The sequence below is a fragment of the Luteimonas notoginsengisoli genome, from assembly GCF_042648885.1.
Classification (GTDB): Bacteria; Pseudomonadota; Gammaproteobacteria; order Xanthomonadales; family Xanthomonadaceae; genus Luteimonas; species Luteimonas notoginsengisoli.
In genome coordinates, this window is the sequence record NZ_JBHRYF010000001.1 from 1,168,989 (window position 1) to 1,194,614 (window position 25,626).

Sequence of the window (25,626 nt, forward strand, 5' to 3'; positions counted from 1 at the left end):
CCCCCTCAAGGTAAGTGCAAGGGCCGAATGAACAAGTCGCAGTCGCGGTGGTATCGCGACCGCGCGAGATCCTCCCTTCGGGAAGGAAGTTCCAGACCCTTCCTTCGGGAAGGGCGTCGCATCCCTCCGCCGATTCAGGGAGGGCGTTACAGGCCCCGTCGGACCGCCGCCGGGTTTTCCAACCACAACACTCACGGCCACGCGCAATCCCGCGCAAGCCGACAACGGGTGGACCGGCAAGCGCCACGCGCCTGCGGTCTGAGTCATCAACCGGGTAATTTCCAAATGACCGAATCATTCGCAGAACTGTTCGAACAGAGCCAGACCAACCTGGCCAAGCTGAAGCCGGGCTCCATCGTCACCGGCACCGTGGTCCAGGTGCGCACCGACGTGGTGGTCATCAACGCCGGCCTGAAGTCCGAAGGCATCGTGCCGATCGAACAGTTCCGTAACGACGACGGCGAGATCGACGTCGCAGAGGGCGACATCGTCAAGGTCGCGCTCGACTCCCTCGAAAACGGCTTCGGCGAGACCGTGCTGTCGCGCGAGAAGGCCAAGCGCGCCATGGTGTGGGACGAGCTCGAGGAAGCCCTCGAAGCCAATGCCACCATCACCGGCCGCATCAGCGGCAAGGTCAAGGGCGGTTTCACCGTCGACATCAAGGACGTTCGCGCGTTCCTGCCCGGTTCGCTGGTCGATGTGCGCCCCGTGCGCGACCCGGTGTACCTGGAAGGCAAGGAGCTCGAATTCAAGCTCATCAAGCTCGACCGCAAGCGCAACAACGTGGTGGTTTCGCGCCGCGCGGTGGTCGAGAGCGAGCATTCGGAAGAGCGCGAGCAGCTGCTCGAGAAGCTGGTCGAGGGCGCCGTGCTCAAGGGCGTGGTCAAGAACCTCACCGATTACGGCGCGTTCGTGGACCTCGGCGGCATCGACGGCCTGCTGCACATCACCGACATGGCCTGGAAGCGCGTGCGCCATCCGTCGGAAGTGGTGGAAGTCGGCCAGGAGCTCGACGTCCGCGTGCTCAAGTACGACAAGGAACGCAATCGCGTCAGCCTCGGCCTGAAGCAGCTGGGCGAGGATCCGTGGGACAACATCGCCCGTCGCTATCCGTCCAACACCCGCGTGTTCGGCAAGGTCAGCAACGTCACCGATTACGGCGCGTTCGTCGAGATCGAGCCGGGCGTCGAGGGCCTGGTCCACGTGTCCGAGATGGACTGGACCAACAAGAACGTCAATCCGTCCAAGGTCGTGCAGGTCGGCGACGAGATGGAAGTGATGGTGCTGGACGTGGACGAAGAGCGTCGCCGCATCTCGCTGGGCATCAAGCAGGTCACCTCCAACCCGTGGGAAACCTTCGCGGCCATCCACAAGAAGGGCGACAAGGTCGACGGCCAGATCAAGTCGATTACCGACTTCGGCATCTTCATCGGCCTGGACGGCGGCATCGACGGCCTGATCCACCTGTCCGACATGAGCTGGAACTCCACCGGCGAGGAAGAAGCGCGCAACCTGAAGAAGGGCGACACGCTGGAAGCCGTGGTGCTGGCGGTCGATCCGGAGCGCGAGCGCATCAGCCTGGGCGTCAAGCAACTCGAGCAGGATCCGTTCGGCCAGTTCATGGCCGCCAATCCGCGTGGTTCGAAGGTCAGCGGCACGGTCAAGGAAGTCGACGCCAAGGGTGCGACGATCGAGCTGGCCGACGGCGTCGAGGGCTATGTCGCCGCGCGCGACATCTCCGACGAGCGCGTCGAGGACGCCAGCCACCACCTGAAGGTGGGCGACACGATCGAGGCCAAGTTCACCGGCATGGATCGCAAGGGTCGTTCGCTGCAGCTGTCGATCAAGGCCAAGGACGAAGCCGAGACCGCAGAGACCCTGGCCGAGTACAGCAAGTCGTCCTCGTCGTCGGATGCCTCCAGCGGCACCACCAAGCTCGGCGCGCTGCTGCGCGAGCAGCTCGAGAACAAGTCCGAGTAAGCGCTGCACGGTGGTCCGGCATAGGCCGGACCACCGCATCGGCCCGCCACCACGATGACAGCGTCCATGACCAAATCGGAATTGATCGAGATCCTCACCCAGCGACAGGGTCACCTGAAAGCCGAGGATGTCGACATGGCCGTGAAGTCGCTGCTGGAAATGATGGGCGGGTCGCTGGCCCACGGTGAGCGTATCGAGATCCGTGGTTTCGGCAGTTTTTCCCTGCACTACCGGCCGCCGCGTACCGGCCGCAATCCCAAGACCGGCGATGCGGTCGCGCTGCCGGGCAAGCACGTGCCCCACTTCAAACCGGGCAAGGAACTGCGCGAGCGCGTCAGCGGCGTCACGCCGTTGCCCGCCGACGAGGGCTGAGTCCGGTTCCCCGGCTTCTACTCACCGTACGCCGGCTCGTCGTAAGCTTGGGGTCCTGGTTCACGGGCCCACGCACATGCGATTGCTCCGATTCATCATTGCCCTGTCGTGCATCGCCGCCGGCGTCATCGTGGGCGCATTGAATCCGCAGCCGGTTTCCATGGATTTCGGTTTCGTGACGCTGCGTGCCGCGCTCGGCGTATCGCTGCTGGTGGCGTTGCTCGCCGGTGCCGTCGCGGGCGGGTTGATGCTCGCAGCCTCGGTGGTGGTGCCGCTGCGGCGACAGCTTCGGCGCGAACGCGCGCGGCAGCCGACTGCGCCTGCAACCCCACAACCCGGCGACTCCTGACATGGACTTCATTACCCAATGGTTCTGGCTCTTCCTCCTGCTGCCCATCGCCGCGCTGAGCGGCTGGGTGGTCGGCCGCCGTGGTGGCGAACGCCATAGCGATACCCAGGTCAGCCGGCTGTCGACCACCTACTTCCGCGGCCTGAACTACCTGCTCAACGAACAGCCCGACAAGGCGATTGAGCTGTTCCTGCATATCGCGGAGCTGGACAAGGACACCTTCGAAACCCAGGTCGCGCTTGGGCACCTGTTCCGCAGGCGCGGGGAGGTCGACCGCGCGATCCGCCTGCACCAGGGCCTGGTGCAGCGCCCCGACCTGAGCGACGCGCAGAAGGTGCAGGCGCTGCTGGCGCTGGGCGAGGACTACATGCGCTCGGGCCTGCTCGACCGCGCCGAAACCGTCTTCAGCGACCTGGCCAAGATCGACCAGCGTGCGCCGCAGGCGCTCAAGCACCTGATCGGCATCTACCAGTCCGAGCGCGACTGGCCCAGGGCGATCGAGAACGCCTCGCGCTACGAGGCCGCCACCGGCGAACCGATGGGCAAGCTGATCGGCCAGTTCGAATGCGAGCTGGCCGAACGCCTGCGCGCAGCCGGCGATGCCGCCGGGGCGCGGGAGGCGGTCGCGCGCGCCTATGCCGCCGATTCCAACCTGGTCCGGGCCGGGATCCTGGAAGGTCGCATCGAAGTGGATGCGGGCAACGACGTCGCCGCCATTCGCGCCTTCGAGCGCGCCGCCCGGCACGATCCGGAGTTCCTGCCGGAAGTCCTGCCGCCGCTGCTGGCTGCTTACGAGCGGGTCGGAGACGGCCCCGGCGCGCGCAATTTCCTCTCCGAGATGAGCGAGCACTACCGCGGCATCGCGCCCGTGCTCGCGCTGACCCGCCTGGTGGAAGCCGAAGACGGCGTTGCCGACGCCCGCTCCTACCTGGCGCGCCAGCTCAAGGACCGTCCCTCGGTGCGCGGCGAGGCGGCGCTGATCGACCTGACCCTCGCGGCGGGCGCCGACCCCACGGCGACCCTGCAGGACCTCAAGCACATCACCGACCAGCTCTTGGTGCGCAATCCCAGCTACCGCTGCAGCCGTTGCGGCTTCGGCGCGCGCAGCCACCACTGGCAATGCCCGAGCTGCAAGGAGTGGGGCACGATCAAGCCTCTGCTGAACTACGCGGTGGTTTGATCGTTGGACATGCCGGCAATCCCGGACGCGACCGCCTGGCTCGTGCTGCTCGCCTGCATCAGCCTGGCCGGCACCCTCGTTGCCTATCGCTACGCCCTCTGGCGCGACCTGCTCGATCATCCCGGCGGGCGCCGCAGCCATGCCGTGGCGACGCCGCGCGGCGGTGGCATCGGCATCGTGATCGCGCTGCTTGCCGCCATGGGCCTGCTTGCGTTTCGCGATCATGGCCAGGCGATCGACATGGCGCTCGCGGCGACCGGCCTGCTGCTGGTCGCTGGCATCGGCTGGCTCGACGACCACCGGCCTCTGACGCCATGGTCGCGCCTGGCGGTGCATGCGATCGCATCCGGCCTGCTGGCGGTGGTCGCCTTGCGGTCGGGAGGGCAGGTGCTACCGGCGCTGTTCGCGTTCGCATTGGCGATGGTGCTGGTCAACATCTGGAACTTCATGGACGGCATCGACGGCATCGCATCGCTGCAGGCGCTGGTCGTGGCGATCGCCTGCGCGCTGCTGGCCGATGACGTCTCCGCGCGCTGGCTCGCGCTGGCGCTGGGCGCTGCGTGTGCCGGTTTCCTGCCGATGAACCTGCCGCGGGCCCGGATCTTCCTCGGCGACGTCGGCAGCGGCGCGCTCGGCTACCTGCTGGCCTTGGCCATGGTGCTGGCGGCGACCGGTGAGGGCAGGGCCATGTCGCCTTCGACATGGGCGCTGCTGCTGATGCCAGCTTCGGCCTTCCTTCTCGACGCGGCCTTGACACTGGGGTCGCGCATCGTGCGCGGTGAGCGGTGGTGGACGCCCCATGTCGGGCACGCGTACCAGCGATGGGCGAGGATGCTCGGCAGTCACTGGCCAGTCACTTTCGCCTATGCAGCATGGGCGATCGCGGGCTGCGTGCTCGCCCTGGTGAGCCGGGATCGCGCCGGAGCGTCTATCATGTACGTCGGCAGCGCGTGGTACCTGGGGGGAGGGATCCTGTGGCTGTGGTTCCAGTCGTATTGCGGCCGTAGGTCGGGTTTGCCGGGAAAACAAAGCGAATGAGTGCCTGGAAATTGCGGATGGGGGCTACGCTGCCGCGTGCAGCGATCGTGGCCCACGACCTGTTCATGGTCTGGCTATGCTGGGCAGGCCTGAACCAGTTCCGCTATTCCATGGAGATCGTCTCCCTCGACCTGCCGTTCTGGTCGCCGGAAACGTTGCTGGTCATGTTCGCCCAGGGGCTCGTGTTCTGGAAGGTCGGCCTCTATCGCGGGGTCTGGCGCTTCGCCAGCCTGCCGGACCTGCTGAACATCCTCAAGGCGAGCCTGGCCGGGTTGCTGGCCATCGTGCTGGCGCTGTTCCTCTACAACCGCCTCGACCTGGTGCCGCGCTCGGTGCTGGTCCTGTATCCGATCGTGCTGACCGCGCTGCTGGGCATGCCGCGACTGCTGTATCGCACCTGGAAGGACCACGGCCTGGCCCGCACCGACAAGGCCGCCTTGCGCGTGCTGATCCTGGGGGCGGGGCAGGCGGGTGAAACCCTCGTGCGCGACCTGCGCCGCGCCGGTGCCTACCAGCCGGTCGGGTTCCTCGACGATGCGGCCAAGCTCCGCGGCAGCCACCTGCAGGGGCTGCCGGTGCTCGGCCGCATCGAGGACGTGGACAAGATCGCGCCGGAGACCGCGGCCAAGCTGATCGTGATCGCCATGCCGTCGATCGATGCCGCCGCCATGCGGCGCGTGGTCGAGGCCTGCGAACGCACGGGCCTGCCGTTCCGCACCGTGCCGAGGCTCGACGACCTGCTCGAAGGACGATCCCTGCCGGGCGAACTGAAGGAGGTCGCGATCGAGGACCTGCTCGGGCGGCAGCCGATGACTCCGGACTGGAAGTCGATCCGCGGCTGGCTCGGCGGACGCAGCGTGCTGGTGACCGGCGCCGGCGGTTCGATCGGTTCCGAGCTGTGCCGGCAGTGTGCCAAGCACGGTGCGCGCCAGATCACGCTGCTGGAGATCGACGAACTGGCGCTGATCACCGCCGAGGCCGAGTTGCGCCGCGACTTCCCGCAGATCCAGTGCGTGCCGGTGCTCGGCGACTGCGGCGATCCGGCCGTGGTGCGCTACGCACTGGAGAATTCCAGGCCGGACGCGGTCTTCCATGCCGCCGCGTACAAGCACGTGCCCGTGCTGGAGACGCAGCTGCGCGAGGCGATCCGCAACAACGTGCTCGCCACCGAAACGGTCATCGAGGAAAGCCTGCAAGCCGGCGTCGGCACCTTCGTGCTGATCTCCACCGACAAGGCGGTCGATCCGGCGAACGTGCTCGGCGCGAGCAAGCGCCTGGCGGAGATGGTGTGCCAGTCGATGGCCGATTCGCTGACGACGCGGCTGATCACCGTGCGCTTCGGCAACGTGCTCGATTCGGCCGGCAGCGTCGTGCCGCTGTTCCGCGCGCAGATCCGCAGCGGCGGCCCGATCACGGTGACCGACGAGGAGGTCACCCGCTACTTCATGACCATCCAGGAGGCCTGCCAGCTCATCCTGCAGGCGTCGGCGATCGGTTCGCAGCAGGCCATCTACACCCTGGACATGGGCGAGCCGGTGCCGATCCGGCTGCTGGCCGAGCAGATGATCCGCTTGGCCGGCAAGCAGCCGGGGCGTGACATCGCGATCGTCTATACCGGCCTGCGTCCGGGCGAGAAGCTGCACGAAACGCTGTTCCACGCCGACGAGCGCTATCGACCGACCGCGCACCCCAAGATCCTCCAGGCCGAGGCGCGCGAAGTTGTGGTCGAAAGAATCCATGGCGTCTGCGCCCGGCTGCGCGAAGCCACCGCACGCTACGACGTCGAGACGCTCGCCGCACTGCTGCGCGAAGCCGTCCCAGAGTTCGTCCCCGCCGACTCGCCGCAACTGCCGCGCAAGGTCGGGACGGTGGTCGCATTCCCCGCAAGAGCATCCCGCAGGACATGAGCAAACGCATCAGGAAGGCCGTTTTCCCCGTCGCGGGCCTGGGTACCCGTTTCCTCCCGGCGACGAAGACCGTTCCGAAGGAAATGCTGCCGATCGTCGACAAGCCGCTGATCCAGTACGCGGTCGACGAGGCCATCGAGGCGGGCTGTGACACGCTCGTGTTCGTCACCAATCGCTACAAGCATGCCGTCGCCGACTATTTCGACAAGGCCTACGAACTCGAGCAGAAGCTGGAGAAGGCGGGCAAGTATCGGCAGCTCGACCTGGTGCGCAACGTCTTGCCTGAGGGCGTGCGCGCGGTGTTCGTGACCCAGGCCGAAGCCCTGGGGCTCGGCCACGCGGTGCTGTGCGCGAAGCCGGTCATCGGCAACGAGCCGTTCGCGGTGCTGCTGCCCGATGACCTGATCTGGAACAAGGGCGGCCCGGGCGCGCTGAAGCAGATGGCCGACCATGCCGAAGCCAACGGCGTCGGCGCGATCGCGGTCCAGGACGTCCCGCGCGAACAGACCGCGAGCTACGGCATCGTGGCGACCGACGACTTCAGCGACCGCTCCGGCAAGATCCGCCGCATCGTGGAAAAGCCCGAGCCTGCGGACGCCCCCAGCACGCTCGCGGTCGTCGGGCGATACGTGTTGCCCGGTGACATCTTCGAACAGCTGGAGAGGACCGGTCGCGGTGCCGGCGGCGAGATCCAGCTGACGGACGCAATCGCCAGCCTGATCGAGAAGTCGCGGATCGATGCCTATCGCTTCCGCGGCACGCGTTTCGACTGCGGCACGCACCTGGGCCTGGTCGAGGCGACCATCCGCTTCGCGCTGGACCACGAAAAGATCAGCGACGCCGCGCGTGACAGCATGGCCCGGACGCTGCACGAACTCGGGGTGATCGACCTCGATTGATACCGTTCCCCTTTTCAAAGGGGCCGGGAAGGGGAGGGATGGTCCTGCTCCGGCTGCGATTTGTCGCAGCGTCAAGGAACCATCCCGATCCCAGCCTTCCCCCGGCTGGGGAGTCCGCGCGGGCTAGGCCTCCGCGTCTACAGCGCCTCGAAGATTCCCGCCGCACCCATGCCGGTGCCGATGCACATCGTGACCATGCCGTACCTCTGCTGGCGGCGGCGGAGGCCGTGGACGATGGTGGCCGTGCGCACCGCGCCGGTCGCACCCAGCGGGTGACCGAGCGCGATCGCGCCGCCGAGCGGATTGACCTTGTCCGGGTCGAGCTTGCAATCGCGGATCACTGCCAGCGACTGCGCGGCGAATGCTTCGTTGAGCTCGATCCAGTCGATCTGGTCCTGCGTGAGCCCTGCCTGCTTCAATGCTTTCGGGATCGCGGCGATCGGGCCGATGCCCATCACCTCGGGTCGCACGCCGGCCACCGAGAAGGAGACGAAGCGTGCCAGTGGCGTCAGGCCGTAGTCCTTGATTGCCTGTTCCGAGGCGAGCAGGACCGCGCCGGCGCCGTCGCTCATCTGCGAGGAGTTGCCTGCGGTGACCGTGCCGCCGAAGTGTCCGTTGCGGAACACCGGGCGCAGCTTCGCGAGGCCTTCCGATGACGTGTCCGGTCGCGGACCTTCGTCGTTTTCGACCAGGAGCTTCTTCAACCGGATCGTGTTGCCGCCAAGGTCGGGCTGGTGCGAAACGACTTCGTAGGGCGAGAGCTCGTCGCGGAACTCGCCCGCCTGGATCGCGGCCAGCGCCTTCTGGTGCGAGGCGAGGGCGAAAGCGTCCTGATCTTCGCGCGAGACCTTCCATTCCTCTGCCACCTTCTCGGCGGTGATGCCCATGCCGTAGGCGATGGCGACGTGGTCGTCCTTGAACACGCTCGGCGACAGCGCGACCTTGTTGCCCATCATCGGCACCATCGACATCGACTCGACGCCCCCGGCCAGCATCAGGTCGCTGTTGCCAAGGCGGATCTGGTCGGCGGCGAGCGCCACGGCCTGCAAGCCGGAGGAGCAGAAGCGGTTGATGGTCTGCGCGGCGATGGTGTTCGGCAGGCCGGCGAGCAGCACGCCGATGCGTGCCACGTTCATGCCTTGCTCGCCCTCGGGCATCGCGCAGCCGATGATCGCGTCCTCGATGCGGTTCACGTCGATGCCCGGCACCTGCGCGATCACGGCCTTGAGGACGTGGGCGAGCATGTCGTCCGGACGGGTATTGCGAAACACGCCCTTCGGCGCCTTGCCCACCGGGGTGCGGGTGGCGGCGACGATGTAGGCGTCCTGGATTTGGCGGGTCATAGGGTTCTCTCTGGAATTCAATGCTTCAGCTTTCGTGGGAGCGGCTTCAGCCGCGAGCTTTTCAAGGACGAAGACGATGTGGGAAGAGCTCGCGGCTGAAGCCGCTCCCACAAGAGCCCTAGTTCCTCAGCGGCTTGCCGGTCTTGAGCATGTGCGCGATGCGGGCCTGGGTCTTTTCCTGCTGGGCCAACTCGACGAAGTGCTTGCGCTCCAGGCGCAACAGCCATTCCTCGTCGACCACCGAGCCGCGATCGACCTCGCCGCCACACAGCACGGTGGCGATGCGGGTGGCGATCTCGTCGTCGTACGCGCTGATGAAACGGCCTTCGAGCATGTTGACCAGCAGCATCCGGAAGGTGGCGATGCCGACGTCGCCGGCGACGCGGATGCGGCGCGCGGGCAGGGGCGGGCGGTAGCCGCTTTCGGTCAGGGCGCGCGCCTGCTGCTTGGCGATGTAAAGCAGCTCATGGGCGTTGAAGGCCACCTTGTCCTGCTCGCGCAGCAGGCCGAGCTCCCTGGCCTCGACCGCGGAAGCCGAAACCTTGGCCATCGCGACCGTCTCGAACACGCGCTTGAGCTCAGCGAACACGTCGCCGTTGGGCCCGGCCGCCGTTGATGCGCGCACGGCCAGTTCCTTCAGGCCGCCGCCGGCGGGCAGCAGGCCGACGCCGGCCTCGACCAAACCGATGTAGCTTTCCAGATGCGCCACCGTGCGTGCGCTGTGCATCTGGAACTCGCAGCCGCCGCCGAGCGCCAGGCCGCGGACCGCGGCCACCACTGGCACCAGCGAGTACTTGATCCGCTGGCTGGTGGCCTGGAAGTTGGCGACCATCGCCTCGAACGCATCCACCTTCCCGGCCTGCAGCAGGCCCAAGGCCCCGGCCAGGTCAGCGCCCGCCGAGAACGGCTCTTTCGGCTGCCAGATCACCATGCCGGCAAAGTCGCGCTCGGCTCGTGCGACCGCTTCCTGCAGGCCATCAAGCACCTGATCCGACACCGTATGCATCTTGGTCTTGAACGAGGCCACGGCGATGTCATCGCCGTCGGTCCACAGGCGGATGCCGTCGTTCTCAAACACGGTCTCGCCCTGCGCGAACGACTCGCCCAGCAGCGGATCGGGGAAGCGCTGGCGCTTGTAGACCGGTAGCGCCGAGCGCGGCAGTCGCGCGTTCTTGCCGGGGCTGTAGCTGCCCTCGGCCGAATGCACGCCCTCGCGCCCGTCGAACACCCAGTCCGGCAGCGGGGCATCGCTCATGGCCTTGCCGGCCACGATGTCGTCGGCGATCCATTGCGCCACCTGCTTCCAGCCTGCGGACTGCCACGTCTCGAACGGCCCCAGCGACCAGCCGTAGCCCCAGCGGATCGCGAGGTCGACGTCGCGCGCGGTTTCGGCGATGTCGGCCAGGTGGTAGGCGCTGTAGTGGAACAGGTCGCGGAACACCGCCCACAGGAACTGCGCCTGCGGATGCTGGCTCTCGCGCAGCTTGGCGAACTTCGCGACCGGATCTTTCGTCTTCAGGATCTCGACCACTTCCGGCGCCGCGGCGCGGTCGGCCTGGCGGTAGTCCTGTTTCTCCAGGTCAAGGACCAGGATGTCCTTGCCGACCTTGCGGAAGATGCCGGCCCCGGTCTTCTGGCCGAGCGCGCCCTTGGCGATCAACGCCTCCAGCCACTTCGGCGACTTGAAGTACTTGTGCCAGGGGTCGTCAGGCAGGGTGTCGGCCATGGTCTTGATGACGTGCGCCATGGTGTCAAGCCCGACCACGTCGGAGGTGCGGTAGGTGGCCGACTTCGGCCGCCCGGCCAGCGGGCCGGTGAGGGCGTCGACCTCGTCGAAGCCCAGGCCGCTCTGCGCGGTGTGGTGGATGGTCGACAGGATCGAGAACACGCCGATCCGGTTGCCGATGAAGTTGGGCGTGTCGCGGGCGTAGACCACGCCCTTGCCGAGCGTGGTGGTCAGGAAGGTTTCCAGGCCCTGCAGCACGGCCTTGTCGGTGCCCTTGGCCGGGATCAGTTCGGCCAGGTGCATGTAGCGCGGCGGGTTGAAGAAGTGCACGCCGCAGAAGCGGTGCCGCAGCTTTTCCGGCAGCACCTCGGCCAGCTTGTTGATGCCCAGGCCCGAGGTGTTGCTGGCCAGCACCGCGTGGTCGGCCACGAACGGCGCGATCTTCTCGTACAGGTCCTGCTTCCAGTCCATGCGCTCGGCGATGGCCTCGATGATGAGGTCGCAGTCCTTCAGCTTCTGCAGGCCAACCTCGTAGTTGGCCGGCACGATCGCCTCCGCCAGCGATCTGGACGCCAGTGGGGCAGGGCTCAGCTTGCCCAGGTTGCCGATGGCCTTGAGGACGAAGCCGTTGGGATCGCCCTCCTTCGCGGGCAGGTCGAACAGGACCGTGTCGACCCCGGCATTGGTCAGGTGCGCAGCGATCTGCGCGCCCATTACGCCGGCGCCCAGCACGGCGGCCCGCTTTACAAGCAATTTATCAGGCATGTGTTGCAACTCCGTGATAGATAATTCTTTTAGAGGCGAATCGCGCGGACAGGGCAGGTGTCAGGGGCTCTTGCGCAGGGCTAGCGCACCCGATCGGTCCGCGGCGTACCGCATACCCTCGGAGACGAGGAGGTTCCCCCGTCGCCTTGAATTCGCTGGATCAATCCGCGTCCATCCGTGGCAGGTCAGCTCTTGAACCCCGCCGCCGCGAACCGGATCAGTTCCTGCGCCGCGCGGGTGCGGTGGGTGGTGTCGCTGACCCCGGTGGGGCGCTTGATCAGGCCGAAGTCGGCCATTGCGTAGGTCAGCGCCCCGGCGAGGAAATCCAGCCGCCAGTACAGCTGCTCCTTGTTGAGTTCGGGGACACAGGTCGCGATCGCCCGGGCGAAGTCGCGCAGCACGTGGCCATAGCGCTCCGACAGGAACTTGCGCAGGCCATCGTTCTTTTCCGCGTAGGCGCGCGCGATGACGCGGATGAAGGCGCCGCCGCCGTTGCGGTCCTGCGCCAGCGCCAGGGCAGGCTCGACGAAGGCCGCCAGAATCGCCTCCAGTTCGCCCGGCGCTTCCTCGAGCGCCTGCCGCAGCCGCGCCAAGCGCTGGGCGCTCATCTCGTCCATGCGCCGGCGGAACACCTCGGTGACCAGGTTCTCCTTGCTGCCGAAGTGGTAGTTGACCGCGGCGATATTGACGTCCGCGCGGCTGGTGACCTGGCGCAGCGACGTGCCGCTGAAGCCATGCTGGGCGAACAGCTCCTCGGCGGCGCCGAGGATGCGGTCCTTGGTCGAGAACTGCGTGTTGGCCATGGAGCCCCTGAACGAATCAAACGCTTGTTTGATCGTAGTCCCGGCAAGGCCATGGCGTCAAACACGGCCTGCGGGAACGCGTGCGTGGAAACGCGATTTAGGCTAGAATCGCTGGCAGCCAAGTCGGCTAAACCCGCGTCCGTACGCGGGTTTTTCCATGTTACCCTGTGGGCCGCACCGCCCTGCGGCCCGCCTGACCGGAGAAAATCCCATGGCGCTGGAGCGCACCCTTTCGATCATCAAGCCCGACGCCGTCGCCAAGAACGTTGTCGGCGAAATCTATTCCCGTTTCGAGAAGGCCGGCCTCAAGGTCGCCGCCGCGAAGATGAAGCATCTCTCCCGCAAGGAAGCCGAGGGCTTCTACGCCGTGCACCGCGAGCGTCCGTTCTTCAACGCGCTGGTGGAATTCATGATCAGCGGCCCGGTGATGATCCAGGTGCTCGAAGGCGACAACGCCATCGCGAAGAACCGCGAGTTGATGGGCGCCACCAACCCGAAGGACGCCGCGGCTGGCACGATCCGCGCCGACTTCGCCGATTCGATCGACGCCAATGCCGTGCACGGTTCCGACGCCGCCGAAACGGCCGCCGTCGAGATCGCATATTTCTTCCCGTCAACGGACGTTTACGCACGTTGATGTCCTGCCACGGATCATGCGGATGAACGCGAATAGCGCGAGCGCGAAGATGGGTCGGGCGACATGCGCCAGCCGATCCTCGCGCTTTGATCCGTGTCATCCGCGTCGATCCGCGGCAAACGCTTTCGTTTCAGAAGTCCAGTGAACGAATCCACAGCCAAGCAGAACCTGCTGGACCTCGACCGCGAGGGCCTGGAGCGCTTTTTCGCCGATACGCTCGGGGAAAAACGCTACCGCGCCCACCAGGTGATGAAGTGGATCCACCATCGCCACGTCACCGACTTCAACGAGATGACCGACCTGGGCAAGGCGCTGCGTGCCAAGCTCGAGGAACACGCCGAAGTGCGCGTGCCGCAGGTCCAGTTCGAGAAGCCTTCCACCGACGGCACCCACAAGTGGCTGCTCGGCATGGACGGCAAAAACGCGATCGAGGCGGTGTTCATCCCCGACAAGGGACGGGGCACGCTGTGCGTGTCATCGCAGGTCGGCTGCGCGCTCAACTGCCAGTTCTGTTCCACCGCCACCCAGGGCTTCAACCGCAACCTGTCCACCGCCGAGATCATCGGCCAGGTGTGGGTCGCCGCGCGCCACCTGGGCAACGTGCCGCACAAGATGCGCAAGCTCACCAACGTGGTGATGATGGGCATGGGCGAGCCGTTGATGAATTTCGACAACGTCGTGCGCGCGATGAGCATCATGCGAGACGACCTCGGCTATGGCCTGGCCAACAAGCGGGTGACGCTGTCGACCGCGGGCATGGTGCCGATGATCGACCGCCTGGGCGAGGAGAGCGACGTGTCGCTCGCCGTCTCGCTGCACGCGCCGAACGACGAGCTGCGCACCGAACTCGTGCCGCTCAACAAGAAGTATCCGATCGCCGAACTGATGGCAGCCTGCGAACGCTACGTGATGCGCAAGCCGCGGGCCTCCATCACCTTCGAGTACACGCTGATGAAGGGCGTCAATGACCAGCCGACGCACGCGCGCCAGCTGGCGCGCCTAATGCGGCAGTTCGACAACGCGGTGCAGATGAAGGACGCGGGCAAGGTCAACCTGATCCCGTTCAATCCGTTCCCGGGCACGCGCTTCGAACGCTCGACCGAGGCCGACATCCGGGCGTTCCAGAAATCGCTGCTCGACGCCCAGGTGCTGACCATGGTGCGGCGCACGCGCGGCGACGACATCGACGCGGCCTGCGGACAGCTCAAGGGCCAGGTGGCCGACCGCACCCGCCGCCAGGCCGAACACAACAAGCGGCTGCAGGCGCAGGCGGATGCAAGCGGGACCGGAGGCAGCAGTGCGCCTGCATAGCGCCGTCGCCTGCGCGGTTTCGATCTTGCTGCTGGCGAGCGGCTGCTCGCGGCTGACCTTCATCAAGCCGAGCATGGGCAGCGGCGACTACGAGCGCACGTCGCCAACCTACGAATTCCGCGACGACCCCGGTGCCAAGCAGAAGACGCAGTTGCGCAGCCACCTCGTCCTGGCCGCGAATGCGCTGCGGATCGACAAGCTGGAGGAGGCCGAGTCGCAGGCCCGCGCGGCGTTGAAGATCGATGCCGGGTCGGCGGATGCCAATACGCTGCTGGCCGTGGTCGAGGACCGGCGCGGAAACTCGGCGAAGGCCGGAGGCTACTACGCGAAGGCGGCGGAGCTTGCGCCGCAGCAGGGCGCGGCCCTCAACAACTACGGCGCCTGGCTGTGCAGCAACGGGCGTGCGGCCGAGTCGCTGGCCTGGTTCGACCGCGCTCTAACCGACGCGACCTACCGCCAGCGCGCTTCAGCGCTGGCCAATGCCGGCTCCTGCGCATTGCAGGCCGGACAGGCCGGACGGGTGGAGCGCGACCTGCGCGAAGCGCTGTCGCTGGACCCCACGGAGGCCACCGCGCTGGCGGCGATGGCCGACTACCAGTACCGCACCGGCCACTACATGGACGCGCGCGCTTTTTCGGAGCGCCGCCTGGCGGCTGCACCGGCAACGGCCGCCGCGCTCCTACTTGCGTCACAGATTGAAGAAAAACTTGGCGACAGGGCCGCCGCCGCTCGTTATGTTCAGCGTTTGCGGACGGAATTTCCGCAAATGGGGACGCTCCAACCCGGGGATAGCAGTCAATGATGTCGCCCAACGACGATTCGGCGAACAGCGAACGCGGCTGTGGCCAGCGTCTGCGCGCCGCTCGCGAGGCCGCGGGCCTGACCGTGGCCGAAGTCGGCGCGCGGCTGAAGATGACCTCGCGCATCATCGAAGCCCTCGAGGCGGACGACTGGGAGCGCATCGGCGCGCCGGTGTTCGTACGGGGCCAGCTGCGCAGCTATTCGCGCCTGCTCGGCCTGCCGGTGCAGCCGGTGCAGATGGCGTCCGGGGTGGCCCCGATCGAACCGACCCGGCTGGTGCCGAGGACGCAGACGCCGCGCATGCAGCGCATCGTCGACCAGGTGGGCGGCCGGCTGGTGTACATCGTGATCACTGCATTGATCATCCTGCCGGTCTGGGTCGCGACGCAGTCGCACGTGGCCGGCATCCAGGACACCGCCGCGCTGCTGGACCTGCCCGCGGACAAGCTCGCCGCGAATCCGGCGGCGCCTGATCCCGCGCCCGCCGAGCCCTCCACGGTGGTGGCCTCGATGGCCTCGCTGCCGCAGCGCCACGCGCCCGTGGCGCCGACGCTGTCGCTGCGATTCACCGGCGACAGCTGGGTCCAGGTCGTCGGGACCGACGGCCACAGCGTCGAGGAAGCCCTGCTCAAGGCAGGGGATACCCGCAGCTATCCGGCCGGCGAGGTTGGCCGTCTGGTACTGGGCAACGCCTCCGCCGTCGAGGTGCGCAGCAATGGCCAGGTCCGCGAGCTGGCGCCCTACATGCGAGCGAACGTGGCGCGCTTTACGGTATCCTCTGACGGTTCCCTCGCGCCGGTCTCCGACTGACCCGCAAGCGGGTCCAGCGAGTTCCTGCGTTCCGGCAACGGCGCATGAATCCAGGCCATGGCCAGCCGGCTTCGCGCACGGCTGGTCTGGTAGTGTCGGCCCGCCGCGGCCAGCCCATTTCAATGACGCCCCACGCACGCCGGCGGGCGGGAGAGACGCAGTTTTCCCATGGCAATCGACGACCTGCTCGACGAACACGAACAAAGCGAACGCGTCCTGGCCTGGTTACGCAGCAACGGGGCCGGCCTGATCGGCGGCATCATCGTCGGACTGGCGCTGATCCTGGGCTGGCAGTGGTGGGGCGGCAAGCAGGCCGCCAGCGACATGCGGGCCGGCGACGATTATCAGGCGATGCTCAAGAGCCTCGAAGCCAAGGACATCAAGAAGGCGCAGTCGCAGGCCGCGGCGCTGCACGACACGCCTTACGCTCCGCTGGCGGTGCTCGACCTTGCCAAGGCGCAGGTCGAAGCCGGACAACGTGACGCGGCGATCTCCACCCTGCGTACCGCGCAGTCGCCCAACCCGGTGCTGGAGCAGGTCATCAAGCGGCGCCTGGCGCGGCTGTTGATCGACTCCGGCAAGGCCGGCGAGGCGCTGAAGGTCCTGGGCAATGAGGACGATCCGGCCACCCTCGAAGTCCGCGGCGACGCCCAGGTGGCGCTCGGCAAGCGCGAAGATGCGCGCAAGTCCTATACGGAAGTCCTGGCCAAGCTCGACGTTGCCTCGCCCGGACGTCGCCTGGTGGAACTCAAGCTCACCGACGTCGGCGGTTCGGCCGCCAAACCCGAGGCGCGGATTTGATGAAGATGGATTCGATGACGCAAGCGACGACAACCACCCGACGGCTTGCCGCGCCCCGACGCAACTTGCCGGCGCGCGCCGCCGTCGTGTTGCTGTGCGTATTCGCCGTGGCCGGGTGCAGCACCATCAAGGGCTGGTTCGGCAGCAAGAAGGACAAGGGTCCGGAACCCGCGGAGCTGGCCGAATTCGCGCCATCCGCGACCGTCAGCAAGCTCTGGTCGGCAAAGGCCGGCAAGGGCGAGGGGTTGCTCGGCGTCCAGCAGGGCCCGGCGGTTGCCGATGGCCGTGTCTACGCTGCGGCGGTGGAGGGCGGCGTTCGTGCGCTGGACCTGCAGACCGGCGCCACGATCTGGACCTACGAGTCCGAGCTTGAGTTGTCCGGTGGCCCCGGGGTCGGCGACGGCGTGGTCGTGGTCGGCGGACTCGAAGGCGACGTGATTGCTCTCGACGCGGCCACTGGCGCGGAGAAGTGGCAGGCCAAGGTGGACAACGAAGTCATCGCCGCGCCTGCGGTCGGCCAGGGCATGGCCTTCGTGCGCTCCAACGACGGCCGGGTCACCGCGTTCGACGCGGCCACCGGCGAGCGTCGCTGGTTCTGGAGCCGCGACATGCCGCTGTTGACCGTGCGCGGCAACGACGCCCCCACGCTCGGCCCGGGCTATGTCTTCGTCGGCAATGACGACGGGACGATCTCGGCGCTGGCCTTGGCCGACGGCCGCGAACTGTGGAACCAGGTGGTCGCGCAGCCCGACGGACGCACCGAGCTCGAGCGCATGGCCGATGTCGACGGCACGCCCATGCTCGACGGCGCCACCCTGTATGCCACCAGTTTCAAGCGCCAGACGATGGCGATCGAAGCGCCGAGCGGGCGCCCCCTCTGGGCGCACGACAGCGGTGGGGCGGGTCGGGTTGGCCTCGCATCCGACCGGGTGCTGGTCACCGATCCGGACGGCACCGTCTGGGCGCTGGACAAGGGCACCGGCACCGCGCTGTGGTCGCAGCCATCGATGGCGCGACGCAACCTCACCGGGCCGGCGATCCACGGCGACTATGCAGTGGTTGGCGATTTCGAGGGCTACCTGCACTGGCTCAAGCTCGATACCGGCGAACTGGCCGCGCGCGTGCGTACCGGTAGGGACCCGCTGCGGGCCACTCCGGTCGTGGCCGACGGCATCCTCATTGCCGAAGACACCGACGGCGGCCTCAACGCCTACCGCCTGGGGCAGTAAGCGGGCCGCAACAGAACAGATGGGATCGCCCGTGCGATCCCGCGCTGCATCCGTCAGTTCCGCAACGTCGCGGCTGTCGTCACCAAGGATCAATCGCCGGGATCGGATCATCGGAACCATCGCGGATCGCCATCGATTCCCGATCCCGATTTCCCGTTCCCAGGACCGCACCCATGCTTCCCCTCGTCGCTCTGGTCGGTCGCCCCAATGTCGGTAAGTCGACGCTGTTCAATGCGCTGACGCGCACGCGCGACGCGCTGGTCCACGACGAACCCGGGGTGACCCGCGACCGCAATTACGGTGTGTGCCGGCTCGACGAGGCGCGGCCATTCGTGCTGGTCGATACCGGCGGCATTGCGGGCGAAAACATCCACCTGGAAAGCGGCAATCTCGCCGGCGCCACGGCGCGCCAGGCGCGTGCCGGGGCCGAGGAAGCCGATCTGGTGCTGTTCATCGTCGATGGCCGCGAGGGCCCGTCGGCACTGGACGAGGACATCCTGCGCTGGCTGCGCAAGGCCTCGCGCCCGACGTTTCTGGTGGTCAACAAGACCGACGGCGTCGATGCGCGCGCAGCGCTGGCCGAGTTCTCGCGCTACGGATTTTCCGACGTGCTCGCGATCTCCTCCGCGCACCGGCAGGGTCTCGACGAACTGCTGGCGCAGGTGCTGGCCAAGCTGCCCGCCGACGGCGACGCGGAAATCCTGGACGACGATCCCGAGCGCGTGCGCGTTGCCTTTGTCGGCCGCCCCAACGTCGGCAAGTCGACCTTGGTCAACCGCATCCTCGGCGAGGAACGCATGATCGCTTCGGACGTCGCGGGCACGACCCGCGATTCGGTGGCGGTCGACCTGGAGCGCGACGGACGCAAGTACCGCCTGGTCGACACCGCCGGCATCCGCCGCAGGGCGAAGGTCGAGGAGGCGGTGGAGACATTCTCGATCATCAAGACCCTGCAGGCGATCGAGCAGTGCCAGGTCGCCGTGATCATGCTCGACGCCAGCGAAGGGGTGACCGAGCAGGACGCCAGCGTCCTGGGCGCGGTGCTCGACGCCGGCCGCGCGCTGGTGGTCGCGGTCAACAAGTGGGACGGCCTGAGCGACTACCAGCGCGAACAGGTCGAAGCCCTGCTGTCGCGCAAGCTGGCCTTCGTGCAGTGGGCCGAGGCGGTGCGCATCAGCGCGAAACACGGGTCTGGCCTGCGCGAACTGTTCGGCGCCATCCATCGCGCGCATGCATCGGCGACGCGCGTGTTCAGCACCGCCGAGGTGACCCGGGCGGTGGAAATCGCCTACGAAACCAATCCGCCACCGGTGGTCCGTGGGCACGTCCCGAAGCTGCGTTTCGCCCATCCGGGCGGCGACAATCCGCCGACCTTCATCGTCCATGGCACGCGGCTGCGGACCTTGTCGGAGACCTACCGCCGCTACCTCGAGAACTTCTTCCGCAAGCGCTTCAGGCTGGTGGGCACGCCGGTGCGGTTCGTGTTCAAGGAAGGCGAGAATCCGTACAAGGACCGCAAGAACGTGTTGACCGAACGCCAGGTGGCGAAGAAGAAGCGACTCATCCGGCACGCCAAGCGCGGCAAGTGACGCCACGCTCCGCGCTCCAGCGGCGCGAACCCGCCTTGGCCGTGCACCTGGACGTCACTGTGGGAGCGGCTTAAGCCGCGAGCTTTTGATCTCTCCTGCCCGAACCGAAGAGCTAGCGTGCGGAAGCACCCCCATGAGGTTTGCCGACTCGTGGTTGCACCGACGTGCATGCCTCAACAACGGCAGAAAGGCGCAACGATCACCCCGCCGGCCGTTGACGAAGGCTTATCCTGTTCGCGAATCTCCCCGCAGGTAGTGCCAACCCGTGACCGTCCGTTCCGTACCCACGCACGACGATGCCATCACCCTCGGCATCCTCGCCGGCGGCGAGGCGACGCGCCTGGGCGGGCGCGACAAGGCCTGGATGTCGCGTGCCGGCAACCCTCTGGTGCTGGCGCTTGCCGAACGGCTCGCGCCGGAGGTGGAAGCCACCATCGTCAGCGCCAACCGCAACGCCGAACGCTATCTGTCGCACGGACTGCGCGCGATACACGATCGGGTCGCGGGCATCGGCCCGCTTGGCGGCATCGATGCGCTGGCCGCCGCCTGCCAGACGTCCTGGCTGCTGACGGTGCCGGTGGACGTGATCGGGGTGAATGATTGCCTGGTCCGCAGCCTGCTCGCGGCCGGAGCGCAGGGCGCCTGGGCGGAAGACGACAACGGCCCGCAACCGCTCATCGCGCTATGGCCCGCTGCCGCGCTGCGCGAAGCGGCGGCCGCCGCGGTGGCGTCTGGCGACCACGCCGTGCACGCGCTGCAATCGCGCATGGGCATGGCGCAGGTACGTTTTTCCGGCCTGTGTTTCGGCAACCTCAACACGCCCGACGACCTCGACGCCGCCGGCGTTGCGTCCTGACCTGGAGGCACGCGGCATGTCCGAAGCCAGCGCGTTTCCGACCCGTATCGCCTACGCGGAGGCCATCGCCATCGTCGAGCGCGTCGCCGCCGCGCATCGCGTGCCGGCGCAGCGTGTCGCGCTGGCGCGCGCGCACGGCTGCATTCTCGCCGGTGACTTGGCGGCGCGGATCCCGCAGCCGCCATTCGACAACTCGGCGATGGACGGCTTCGCGCTGCGCCATGCCGACCTGCAGGCCGGCGGCGAAGCCGTGCTGCGCCTGGTCGGCGAACAATTCGCCGGGCGCGCGATCGACCTTGCGATCACCGCAGGCCAGTGCGCGCGCATCACCACCGGCGCGTCGCTGCCGGCAGGCGCCGACACGGTGGTGATGAAGGAGAACACCCGGCTCGATGGCGATCGCGTCTTCGTCCTCGTCGCCCCGAAACGGGGGCAGCACGTGCGTCGCGCCGGCGAGGATACGCAGCCGGGAGAGTCCCTGCTGCGGGGCGGGGAAGCGCTGACGCCCGCGCGCATCGCGCTGGCCGCCTCGCAGGGAAGGGCCGAACTCGAGGTCGCGCGACGTCCGACCGTGGCGGTGTTCACCACCGGCGACGAACTGGTCGAACCCGGCCTGCCGCTCGCGCCCGGGCAGATCTACAACTCCAACCGCGAACAGCTGATGGGCCTGTTGCGCGCGGACGGCCTGGAACCGGTCGCATGGCCGACCCTGCCCGACGATCCGGCACAGGTCGAATCCGCGCTGCGCCACGCCGGCCACGCTTTCGACCTTGTGTTGACGTGCGGCGCGGTCTCGGCCGGCGAGAAGGACCACATTCCGGCGCTGCTGCAGGCGCACGGCGCAATCCATTTCTGGAAGGTGCGCATGAAGCCCGGGATGCCCGTGCTGCTTGCCGATGGCGGCGGATTCGGCGATGCGCTGTTCCTGTGCCTGCCGGGCAATCCGGTGTCGGTGCTGGCGACCTATCTGGCGCTCGGCCGGCCGCTGCTGGATGCCATGCAGGGCAGGGCGGCCGCACGGCCGCGCTGGCGCGCGCGCCTGGCGTCACCCTGGCACAAGGCGCACGAGCGCCTGGAATTTCTGCGCGGGCGGTTTCTTTCGCGCGACGAAGGCAGCCTGGAGGTGGAACCCGATCCCGCCGACGGCTCGCACCGGATGCAGGCGGCGGCGGATTCGGATGCGCTGATCGTGCTCGCCGAGGGTGCACGCGAGTATCCCGCCGGCACGGTTGTCGAAGTGCTGCCGTACTGAGCCCGGAGCCTTCGCCTGCTTGCAGCGGCGAACTGCTCTATCCCGACATCGTGGGCCAAGGCAGCAGTTGGCGCCGAGCCGCTCCAGCGCGTTCCTGCCGGGCGGGCGGCCCGACCAGCGGGGGTACCCGGCGATGGAACGCGGTGGAACGCCGGTTCCGGCGGCCATTTTTCGCGATAATCAGACCATGGCGATTCCAGAGATCACCCCGCGCGAAGCACAGCTGCGACTGACCCAGGGTGCGGTGCTGGTGGATGTCCGTGAGGACCACGAACGCGAACTCGGCATGGCCGAAGGTGCGCGCGGCATCGCGCGCGCCGAACTGGAAGAAGATCCGTCGTTCCATTTCGCCGATACCGACGCCGAACTGGTGCTGATCTGCCAGAGCGGCGGGCGTTCGATGCTCGCCGCCGAGGTGTTGCAGCGGCTGGGTTATCGCAACGTGGTGTCGGTGCGCGGTGGCACGCTGCGCTGGACTGCCGATGGCTTGCCGATGACCCGGCCCGACACCGGCGCCGCGATCGACCAGGATTTCCACGACCGCTATTCACGGCACCTGCTGCTGCCGGAGATCGGCACGCGCGGCCAGCGTCGGCTGGAGCTGGCGCGGGTGCTGATGATCGGCGCCGGAGGGCTCGGTTCGCCGGCCGCCTTCTACCTCGCCGCCGCTGGCGTCGGGCACCTGCGCATTGCCGATGACGACGTGGTGGAGCGCAGCAACCTGCAGCGCCAGGTGCTGCACGTCGATGCCGACATCGGCATGCCCAAGGTCGATTCCGCCGAAACGCGGCTGTCGGCACTCAACCCCCGCACCCGCGTCGAGGCGGTCGCCGAGCGGGTGACGTCGGCCAACGTCGAGCGCCTGCTCGAAGAGGTCGACGTGGTGCTCGACGGCGCCGACAACTTCCCGGTCCGCTACCTGCTCAACGATGCCTGCGTGAAGCTGGGCAAGCCGCTGGTCTACGGCGCGGTGCATCGCTTCGAAGGGCAGGTGAGCGTCTTCGATGCCGGCCGCCGGCGCGGCGTGGCGCCGTGCTATCGCTGCCTGTTCCCGGAGCCGCCGCCGCCGGAAGCCGCGCCCAATTGCAGCGAAGCCGGCGTGCTGGGCGTGCTGCCGGGCGTGATCGGGATGCTGCAGGCCACCGAAGTGCTCAAGCTTCTGCTGCACATCGGCGAGCCGCTTGCCGGACGGCTGCTGCATTTCGATGCGCTGTCGATGCGTTTCCGCGAGACGCGCCTGCCGCCTGATCCCGACTGCGCGCTGTGCGCCCCGGCGCGGCCGTTCCCCGGCTACATCGACTACGCCGCGTTCTGCAGCGGCTCCTGACCAGAAAACGCTGGCAGGAGCGGCTTCAGCGACAACATCGCGAACGTTCGCGACGCCACAGCCCCCGGGCAGTCGTCGCCGCCACGTGACGGCGAACGCCATGACCTGCATTAGGCTTCGGCCTGTCCCCTGGATGCGATCGACAATGAATCCTGCTTCGATGTTGAAACTGCTGCTGGCGTGCGCACTGTGCTGGCTGCTCGCCGCCCCTGGGCAAGCCGCGGCTGCCGACGTGTGCCCGCTGCTGCGCGCGCAGGTCGACTCGCCCGTGGTGGCCACGCGCATCGCCGCGGCCGCATGCGAGGAACACCAGCTCTGGTACCGGCCCTTCATCGACACCGACGGCCGCCTTGCCGGTTCGCGCGTGCGGGAAGCCGAGGCCGGGTTGCTGGCCAACGGCCAGCCGGCTTGGCTGCGCGTGGTGGACTACTGGCGCGGCAGCGGCCTGCTCGGTTCGGCGTCGGCGCGACCCGGCGCCAGCGATTGCGCCTATGCCGGCATGAGCCAGTACGCTTCGCCGGCGTGCCGCGCGTTCGTGGTCGATACGCCGTGGTCGGCCGCCTTCGTCTCGTGGGTGATGGCCCGCGCGCGGGTCCCCGGCTTCAACGGGTCGGCCAGCCACGTGCGCTATGTGCGCGATGCCTATCGCGACCCGGCCGGCAACGCCTACCAGGTCGCCAACCCGGTGTCCGCGCGGCCGCAGCCCGGCGACCTGCTGTGCTACGTGCGCGTCGCGTCGCGCGTCTATGGCTTTGGCGGGCTTGCCGGGCTGCTGAGCAGCAACGAGTCCGGACTCAACATGCATTGTGACATCGTGGTCGCGGCCAACCCCGACAACGACGGCCTGGCTTACCTGATCGGTGGCAACGTGCTGGACGGCGTCACCATGCGCCTGCTCCGACTCACGCCGGGGGGGCAGTTCGCAAACCTGCCGATGCGCGTGCCCGGTGCGCCGGAGTGTTCGCCGGATGCGCCGTCGAGCTGCGATGCCAGCCGCCAGGACTGGGCGGTGATGCTGCAGCTGCGACCGGCACCCCAACTGGCGCAGCTGGCGCCCGCCATGCCGATGGCGCAATCGCCGGCGCGGTTGCCTCAACCTTCGGCGCAGTGCTGCGTGAATTGCGTGATCGGATCGGGCATTCCGCGCTGCCCGGCCGGAACCCCAATGCCCACGACCCCGAAGCCACCCGCGACTCCGGCCGCGACTCCGCAGCCACAGGCGCCGCCGACGAAGTGCTGCGTGGACTGCGTTGTCGGTTCCGGCATCCCGCGTTGTCCCGCGGGAACGCCGGCGCGCCCCTGACCGGGATGCCTCAGGCCTTGCCGTGCTGGAGGGCGTCGAACGCCGCCAGCTGCTCCGGCGTCGCATCACGCTGGTGCCGCGCCTTCCACTGCGCGAACGGCTCGCCATAGATCGCTTCGCGCGCTTCTTCCCGGGTCATCGCGGTGCCGCGTGCGCTGGCGGCTTCGCGGTACCAGTCGGCGATGCAGTTACGGCAGAAGCCGGCGCCGATCATCAGGTCGATGTTCTGCACGTCGGGCCGCTCTCGCATCAGGTGCTGCAGCAGGCGCCGGAACGCGGCGGCCTCGATCGCGGTCGTGTCCGCGGTGGTGTCGTGAACGGTCATGTCCGTGTTCGCGTGAATGCTGGAATCGGGGACAATAGCGCCTTCGCCGCACGCAGGTCCGCCCGCATGACCGAACAGCACCGCGCCCGCATCCTCGACGGCAAGGGCATCGCCGAGCACCTGCTCGACACGCTCAAGACGCAGGTCGATGCGCGCCTGGCGGCGGGCAAGCGGCGGCCCGGGCTGGCCGTGATCCTGGTGGGCAACGACCCGGCGTCGCAGTCCTACGTGCGCAACAAGCGCCGGGCGGCGCAGAAGGTCGGCATCCAGGCCTTCGACCACGACTTCCCCGATGGCGCCAGCGAAGCCGAGCTGCTGGCCCTGATCGACCGCCTCAACGCCGATCCGGCCGTACACGGCATCCTCGTGCAGCTGCCGCTGCCCGGCATCCCGGACGCCACCGGCCTGATCCATCGCATCGATCCGCGCAAGGACGTCGACGGCTTCCACCCGGAGAACGTCGGTCACCTGGCGCTGCGCCAGTTTGGCCTGCGCCCATGCACGCCGCGCGGCATCACCACGCTGCTCGCCTACACCGACCGCCCGGTGCGGGGGCAGAGCGCGACGATCGTGGGCGTCAGCAACCATGTCGGCAGGCCGATGGCGCTGGAACTGCTGATCGCCGGCTGCACCACCACCTGCTGCCACAAGTTCACCCCGCCGGACGTCCTGCGCCGGCATGTGGGCGACGCCGACATCCTGGTCGTGGCCGTCGGCCGGCCGGGCCTGATCCCGGGCGACTGGGTGAAGGCGGGCGCGGTGGTGATCGATGTCGGCATCAACCGGCTCGACGACGGTCGCCTGGTCGGCGACATTGGATTCGACGATGCTGCACGGCGCGCGAGCTGGATCACGCCGGTGCCGGGCGGGGTGGGGCCGATGACCGTGGCCACGCTGATGCAGAACACCCTGGAAGCCACCGACGCCGCCGACGCGGCCTGAGCCCCGCGGATTTCGCCGGGCTTCTGTGGGAGCGGCTTCAGCCGCGAGCTTTCCCCGATCATCCAGGCCGCATCAAAAGCT

The 25,626-nt window shown here is 67.9% G+C and carries 23 protein-coding genes; 19 read left to right on the forward strand and 4 right to left on the reverse strand.

The genetic code is table 11. From position 1 onward, the window contains the following. Positions 1–285: 285 nt before the first annotated feature. The 7 genes from rpsA to galU all read left to right on the forward strand — a co-directional run bounded on the left by rpsA (position 286) and on the right by galU (position 7,725). Positions 286–1,980, forward strand: a complete 1,695-nt coding sequence (rpsA, locus tag ACFOM9_RS05450; protein ID WP_386707065.1) for a 30S ribosomal protein S1 — start codon at positions 286–288, stop codon at positions 1,978–1,980. A 66-nt stretch (positions 1,981–2,046) separates the two neighbouring features. Then, a complete protein-coding gene (locus tag ACFOM9_RS05455; protein WP_386707068.1) occupies positions 2,047–2,352 on the forward strand; it encodes an integration host factor subunit beta in 306 nt (101 codons plus the stop codon). Between the two features lie 76 nt (positions 2,353–2,428). Further along, positions 2,429–2,701: a lipopolysaccharide assembly protein LapA domain-containing protein gene (locus ACFOM9_RS05460; RefSeq protein ID WP_386707071.1), complete on the forward strand. Its 273-nt coding sequence runs from the start codon at positions 2,429–2,431 to the stop codon at positions 2,699–2,701. Position 2,702: 1 nt separating this feature from the next. Then, positions 2,703–3,881, forward strand: coding sequence for a lipopolysaccharide assembly protein LapB (lapB, locus tag ACFOM9_RS05465; RefSeq protein WP_386707074.1), 1,179 nt, complete (start codon positions 2,703–2,705; stop codon positions 3,879–3,881). Between the two features lie 9 nt (positions 3,882–3,890). After that, positions 3,891–4,919 (forward strand): hypothetical protein, encoded by a 1,029-nt coding sequence (locus ACFOM9_RS05470; protein WP_386707077.1) that lies wholly within the window; start codon positions 3,891–3,893, stop codon positions 4,917–4,919. After that, complete coding sequence (locus ACFOM9_RS05475) at positions 4,916–6,826, forward strand: polysaccharide biosynthesis protein (protein ID WP_386707079.1); 1,911 nt, start codon at positions 4,916–4,918, stop codon at positions 6,824–6,826. The genes ACFOM9_RS05470 and ACFOM9_RS05475 overlap by 4 nt, the downstream gene beginning before the upstream one ends. Beyond that, a complete protein-coding gene (galU, locus tag ACFOM9_RS05480; protein WP_386707082.1) occupies positions 6,823–7,725 on the forward strand; it encodes a UTP--glucose-1-phosphate uridylyltransferase GalU in 903 nt (300 codons plus the stop codon). Before ACFOM9_RS05475 ends, galU begins: the two co-directional genes overlap by 4 nt. Positions 7,726–7,862: 137 nt before the next feature. Here galU and ACFOM9_RS05485 read toward each other — a convergent pair whose 3' ends face one another. The 3 genes from ACFOM9_RS05485 to ACFOM9_RS05495 form a co-directional block, all read right to left on the reverse strand. Further along, a complete protein-coding gene (locus ACFOM9_RS05485) occupies positions 7,863–9,068 on the reverse strand; it encodes an acetyl-CoA C-acyltransferase (protein WP_386707085.1) in 1,206 nt (401 codons plus the stop codon). A 118-nt stretch (positions 9,069–9,186) separates the two neighbouring features. Further along, entirely contained in the window at positions 9,187–11,559 is a 2,373-nt protein-coding gene (locus ACFOM9_RS05490; RefSeq protein WP_386707088.1) for a 3-hydroxyacyl-CoA dehydrogenase/enoyl-CoA hydratase family protein, read from the reverse strand. Positions 11,560–11,744: 185 nt separating this feature from the next. Further along, complete coding sequence (locus ACFOM9_RS05495) at positions 11,745–12,362, reverse strand: TetR/AcrR family transcriptional regulator (RefSeq protein WP_386707091.1); 618 nt, start codon at positions 12,360–12,362, stop codon at positions 11,745–11,747. A gap of 211 nt (positions 12,363–12,573) precedes the next feature. Here ACFOM9_RS05495 and ndk point away from each other — a divergent pair, with 211 nt between their 5' ends. From ndk to ACFOM9_RS05550, 11 genes are all read left to right on the forward strand, one after another. Next, on the forward strand, positions 12,574–12,999 hold the full coding sequence (ndk, locus tag ACFOM9_RS05500) for a nucleoside-diphosphate kinase (protein WP_386707094.1): 426 nt from the start codon (positions 12,574–12,576) through the stop codon (positions 12,997–12,999). A 141-nt stretch (positions 13,000–13,140) separates the two neighbouring features. Then, positions 13,141–14,310 (forward strand): 23S rRNA (adenine(2503)-C(2))-methyltransferase RlmN, encoded by a 1,170-nt coding sequence (gene rlmN / locus ACFOM9_RS05505; RefSeq protein ID WP_386707097.1) that lies wholly within the window; start codon positions 13,141–13,143, stop codon positions 14,308–14,310. 73 nt (positions 14,311–14,383) lie between these two features. Then, the gene (locus tag ACFOM9_RS05510) at positions 14,384–15,112 is read left to right on the forward strand and encodes a type IV pilus biogenesis/stability protein PilW (protein WP_386707375.1); all 729 of its coding nucleotides are present in this window, start codon (positions 14,384–14,386) and stop codon (positions 15,110–15,112) included. Next, positions 15,112–15,921 (forward strand): helix-turn-helix domain-containing protein, encoded by an 810-nt coding sequence (locus ACFOM9_RS05515; protein WP_386707100.1) that lies wholly within the window; start codon positions 15,112–15,114, stop codon positions 15,919–15,921. The genes ACFOM9_RS05510 and ACFOM9_RS05515 overlap by 1 nt, the downstream gene beginning before the upstream one ends. 168 nt (positions 15,922–16,089) lie before the next feature. Next, complete coding sequence (locus tag ACFOM9_RS05520) at positions 16,090–16,722, forward strand: YfgM family protein (protein ID WP_386707103.1); 633 nt, start codon at positions 16,090–16,092, stop codon at positions 16,720–16,722. A 14-nt stretch (positions 16,723–16,736) separates the two neighbouring features. Beyond that, on the forward strand, positions 16,737–17,951 hold the full coding sequence (gene bamB, locus ACFOM9_RS05525; RefSeq protein WP_386707377.1) for an outer membrane protein assembly factor BamB: 1,215 nt from the start codon (positions 16,737–16,739) through the stop codon (positions 17,949–17,951). Positions 17,952–18,124: 173 nt separating this feature from the next. Further along, entirely contained in the window at positions 18,125–19,540 is a 1,416-nt protein-coding gene (gene der, locus ACFOM9_RS05530) for a ribosome biogenesis GTPase Der (protein ID WP_386707106.1), read from the forward strand. A 265-nt stretch (positions 19,541–19,805) separates the two neighbouring features. Next, a complete protein-coding gene (mobA, locus tag ACFOM9_RS05535; RefSeq protein ID WP_386707109.1) occupies positions 19,806–20,396 on the forward strand; it encodes a molybdenum cofactor guanylyltransferase in 591 nt (196 codons plus the stop codon). A gap of 16 nt (positions 20,397–20,412) precedes the next feature. After that, a complete protein-coding gene (locus ACFOM9_RS05540; RefSeq protein ID WP_386707112.1) occupies positions 20,413–21,648 on the forward strand; it encodes a molybdopterin molybdotransferase MoeA in 1,236 nt (411 codons plus the stop codon). Between the two features lie 187 nt (positions 21,649–21,835). After that, the gene (moeB, locus tag ACFOM9_RS05545; RefSeq protein ID WP_386707114.1) at positions 21,836–22,975 is read left to right on the forward strand and encodes a molybdopterin-synthase adenylyltransferase MoeB; all 1,140 of its coding nucleotides are present in this window, start codon (positions 21,836–21,838) and stop codon (positions 22,973–22,975) included. A 160-nt stretch (positions 22,976–23,135) separates the two neighbouring features. Further along, on the forward strand, positions 23,136–24,278 hold the full coding sequence (locus ACFOM9_RS05550) for a DUF2272 domain-containing protein (RefSeq protein WP_386707117.1): 1,143 nt from the start codon (positions 23,136–23,138) through the stop codon (positions 24,276–24,278). 10 nt (positions 24,279–24,288) lie between these two features. Here the strand turns inward: ACFOM9_RS05550 and ACFOM9_RS05555 are convergent, their stop codons facing one another. Then, the gene (locus ACFOM9_RS05555; protein ID WP_386707120.1) at positions 24,289–24,603 is read right to left on the reverse strand and encodes a DUF1244 domain-containing protein; all 315 of its coding nucleotides are present in this window, start codon (positions 24,601–24,603) and stop codon (positions 24,289–24,291) included. Between the two features lie 66 nt (positions 24,604–24,669). On the opposite strand from ACFOM9_RS05555, the gene folD reads away from it, so the two are divergent. Continuing rightward, entirely contained in the window at positions 24,670–25,545 is an 876-nt protein-coding gene (folD, locus tag ACFOM9_RS05560; RefSeq protein ID WP_386707123.1) for a bifunctional methylenetetrahydrofolate dehydrogenase/methenyltetrahydrofolate cyclohydrolase FolD, read from the forward strand. Positions 25,546–25,626 lie beyond the last annotated feature (81 nt).